The organism is Actinomycetota bacterium, from assembly GCA_036280995.1.
Taxonomy (GTDB): domain Bacteria; phylum Actinomycetota; class CALGFH01; order CALGFH01; family CALGFH01; genus CALGFH01.
Map to the genome: position 1 here is coordinate 1 of DASUPQ010000021.1, position 3,838 is coordinate 3,838.

The following is a 3,838-nucleotide window of genomic DNA, read 5'->3' on the forward strand; positions in this document are numbered from 1 at the left end:
TGTCGGGGTCGCTGAGCACGTGGTAGCGGTACAGCGCGTCCCGCAGGCGCGCCCGCAGTTCGTCGACCCGCCTGGCAGCCTCCTCGGCCGGAACTGGCACCCGTCCCCCTTCGGCTCGGCGCTCATCCTGGGCATCCAGTATCGCCCACCCGCGCCACGATTGGCCCCCGCCGCCCACAGCCCGGGTGATCCGACGGGGCCTGCTGCTGCTGTGCGCCGTGAGCCTGCTCGCGGTCCCCACCGTCGCCAACGGCCGCCAGGTCGACGACCTGTACCGCTCCGACGACGCCGTACGGCGCGACGACCGCCGGAGCCTGCAGGTGGTCGGGCTGACCACCGACGGCCGGCTGGTCCGGTTCGACGCCGCCACGCCCGGCCGGACCCAGGGCATCGGCAAGGTCAAGGGCCTGGCCGGCGACCAGTCGCTGGTCGGCGTCGACTACCGCGTCCAGGACGGCAGGCTCTACGGCGTCGGCAACGCCCGGCGCGCTCGACCAGGGCTGATCCCAGCTCCCCGGCGCCGGCCCTCCCCCAAGGGAATGGTGTTCCACCGGGGGCGAACCCGCGCGGGTCGCCATATGCTGGGCGTCGTGTTCGCGTCCTTGGGTCGGTTCGTATACCGGCGGCGGGTGCCGGTGGCGCTCGCCTGGGTGCTGGTCCTTGGGGTGGGGCTCGGGGTCGGCGGCGAGGTGTTCGGCCGGCTCGGGACGGGCAGCGGGCTGCGCGACGACGCCGAGTCGGTGGTCGTCGCCGACCTGCTGAGCCGGGTCGCGGGCGGCGGGTCGGGGATCAACGGGCTGGTCGACGGGCGCCCGGCCGACGACCCGGCGTTCCAGGCCGAGATCGGCGACGCCGTCGACGACCTGGAGGCCATCGACGGGGTCGAGCGGGTCACCGGCCCCTGGATCGACGGAGAGCCGGTGCCCGGCCTGGTCGCGCGGGACGGGCAGGCGGTGCTGATCCGGGTGGCGATGGTGACCGACCTGCGCGGGGCCGAGCACGAGCGGGCCGTGGAGCGGGTGGTGGAGCGGCTCCAGGCCGTCGACGCGCCCCGGGTGCTGGTCGGCGGCGAGGAACGGGCCCGCGAGGAGTTCCAGCACCAGGCCCAGGAGGACCTGGAACGGGGCGAGACCCTGGCCCTGCCGGTGATGGTGGTGCTGCTGTTCCTCGTGTTCCGGGGGTTCGTGGCCGCCGTCACCCCCCTGCTGGTGGCGCTGGTGGCCGTGGCCGGGGCGCTGCTGATCCTGCTCGGGGTGAGCGAGGTCGCCGACATCTCCGCCTACTCGGTCAACGTCGTCACCATGCTCGGCCTGGGCCTGGCCGTCGACTACTCCCTGCTGGTGGTCAGCCGCTTCCGCGAGGAGCGGGGAGCCGGGTTCGAGCTCCCCGAGGCGATCGAGCGCACCCTGGCCACGGCCGGCCGGACGGTGGCCTTCTCCGGGCTGACCGTGGCCGCCGCCCTGTGCGGGCTGCTCGCCTTCGCCGAGCCGTTCCTGCGCTCGCTGGCCTGGGGCGGGATCGGGGTGGTGCTGGTGGCCATGGTGGCCGCCGTCACCCTGGTCCCGGCCCTGCTCGGCCTCTGGGGGCGGCGGATCCGGCCGGCCCCGGCCCACCTCCAGTCCGACCATGGGACGTTCTACCGGCTGTCGCGGCTGGTGCAGCGCTACGCTCCGGCGATCGTGGTCCTGGTCGCCGCCGTGCTGGTGCTGTTCGCCCTGCCCTTCCGCCACGCCCGGCTGGAGAACTCGGGCCTGGAGTCGCTGCCCCGCTCCTCGGAGTCGCGCCAGCTGTTCGAGACGGTCGAGGCCCGCTTCCAGGACGGCGGCACCGACCCGGTGGTGGTCGTGGTCGAGTCGGTCCCCGGCTCCCCGCTGGTCGCCGACTTCCTGCGCCGGGTCGAGCAGCTGCCCGGGGTGGCCAGGGTCGAGCCCCGCCCGGTCCCGCCGCCGCTCACCGTGCTCGACGTCATCCCCGAGGGCACCAGCGAGGGGCCGGTGGCGACCGGGCTGGTCGAGCGGATCCGCGAGCTGGAGCGGCCGGCCGCCGTCGGGGTCACCGGCCCCGCCGCCTTCCTGGTCGACTACCGCGACTCGCTGACCGGGCGGCTGCCGTACGCGCTCGGGCTGATCGTGCTGGCCACCTTCGCGCTGCTGTTCCTGATGACCGGGTCGGTGGTGGTGCCGGTCAAGGCGATCGTCATGAACGTGCTGTCGCTGGGGGCCAGCTTCGGCGCCCTGGTCTGGGTGTTCCAGGACGGCCACCTGTCGGGGCTGCTCGGCTTCGACGCGCCGGGCATGGTCGACATCACCGTCCCGGTGCTGATCTTCGTGTTCGCCTTCGGCCTGTCCATGGACTACGAGGTGTTCCTGCTCTCGCGGATCAAGGAGGCCTGGGACCAGACCGGCGACAACGACCGGGCGGTCGCCCTCGGGCTGCAGCGCACCGGGCGGATCGTGACCTCGGCGGCGGCCCTGATCGTGATCGTGTTCCTCGGCTTCGCGGCCGGGGAGCTGCTGACCATCAAGGAGGTCGGCCTGGGCATGGCCATCGCCGTCGTGCTCGACGCCACCGTGGTCAGGATGCTGCTGGTCCCGGCGACCATGAAGCTGATGGGCCGCTGGAACTGGTGGGCCCCGCCGTCCCTGCGCCGGCTCCACGACCGCTTCGGGCTGGCCGAGCAGCCGCTCCCGCCTCCCCGGGCCGCCGAGGAGGAGCGGGTAGGCTCGCTCCATGCCGGTTCCTGACGCGCGGCGCAACGGCGCGGTCCAGCTGGTCGTCACCGACCTGGACGGCACCCTGTCCGACGCCGACGAGCGCATCCACCCGGCCTCGGTGCGGGCGGTCCGCGAGCTGGAGGCGGCCGGGATCCCGGTGCTGGTGGCCACCGGCCGGCGGCTGCGCATGACCTTGGCGGTGCTGGAGGCGGGCGGCCTGACCGGGCCGGCGGTGGTGCTCGATGGCGCCCTCGGGCTCGACCTGCGCGACGGCCGGGTGTTCCACCAGGTGGCGTTCCCGCCTGCGGCCGCCGTGCGGGCGCTGGCGGCGTTCACCACCGCCGGCCTGAGCCCGTGCGTCTACGTCGACCGGCCCGGGGTGGACCTGGTCGTCGGCGACCACCCCTCGACCAACCCCGGCCACCTGGCCCGGGCCCGGCCCTGGGTGGCCGTCGACGACCTGGGCCGCGTGGTCGCCGACGAGCCCGTGTACACGTTCGCGGTGGTCGGCCGGCCCGCGGCCCTGCTCGAACCGGTCCTCCGGGAGGTCGGCGCGGCGGGCAGCGCCAGCATCGTCCCCGACCTGATCTACGGCGGCTTCACCCTCCAGGTACGACCCCCGGACATCAGCAAGTGGAGCGGGGTCCTGGCCTACTGCGCCGAGCAGGGCATCGACCCGGCCCGCGTCCTGGCCGTCGGCGACGGCGCCAACGACCTCGAGCTGCTCGACGCCGCCGCCGTGGCCTGCGCCGTCGCCACCGCCACCCCGGACGTCCTGGCCCGGGCCGACCACGTCATCGGCCCCCCGTCCAGCGGCGGCTGGGCCGCCGTCCTCGACCTTGTCGGCCGCCCCGGCGCCCCCGGCTGACGCCCCGGGTCCTCAGTCGTCGTCGTCGCCGCCGCCGTCGTCGTCATCGTCGTCGCCGCCCGGGCAGCCGGCCAGGAGCACGGCCGCGGTGGCCGCGGCGAGGGAGCGGCCGGCGACCCGGAAGAAGGCGCGGCGGCTCGTGGGCGCTTCCATGGTCAGACCTCCTCCTCGGTTCCCCCGCTGCGAAACGCACCCTAACATCGCACTCGGATCGATATAGTGCTCGGATGGATGCGAGGGGGCGGGCCATGGCCTT

3 protein-coding genes are annotated in these 3,838 nt (G+C 74.7%); 2 read left to right on the forward strand and 1 reads right to left on the reverse strand.

The annotated features are described in order from the left end of the window. Positions 1-185 precede the first annotated feature (185 nt). Positions 186-2,744, forward strand: coding sequence for an MMPL family transporter (locus VF468_00510; GenBank protein HEX5876807.1), 2,559 nt, complete (start codon positions 186-188; stop codon positions 2,742-2,744). After that, positions 2,731-3,582, forward strand: a complete 852-nt coding sequence (locus tag VF468_00515; protein ID HEX5876808.1) for an HAD family hydrolase — start codon at positions 2,731-2,733, stop codon at positions 3,580-3,582. Before VF468_00510 ends, VF468_00515 begins: the two co-directional genes overlap by 14 nt. A 12-nt stretch (positions 3,583-3,594) precedes the next feature. Here VF468_00515 and VF468_00520 read toward each other — a convergent pair whose 3' ends face one another. After that, positions 3,595-3,735 (reverse strand): hypothetical protein, encoded by a 141-nt coding sequence (locus VF468_00520; GenBank protein HEX5876809.1) that lies wholly within the window; start codon positions 3,733-3,735, stop codon positions 3,595-3,597. Between the last annotated feature and the right edge of the window lie 103 nt (positions 3,736-3,838).

Coding starts and splice junctions, on each gene's coding strand:
- VF468_00520 (HEX5876809.1), bottom strand. CDS start 3,735: ATGGAAGCGCCCACGAGCCGCCGCGCCTTCTTCCGGGTCGCCGGCCGC.
- VF468_00515 (HEX5876808.1), top strand. CDS start 2,731: ATGCCGGTTCCTGACGCGCGGCGCAACGGCGCGGTCCAGCTGGTCGTC.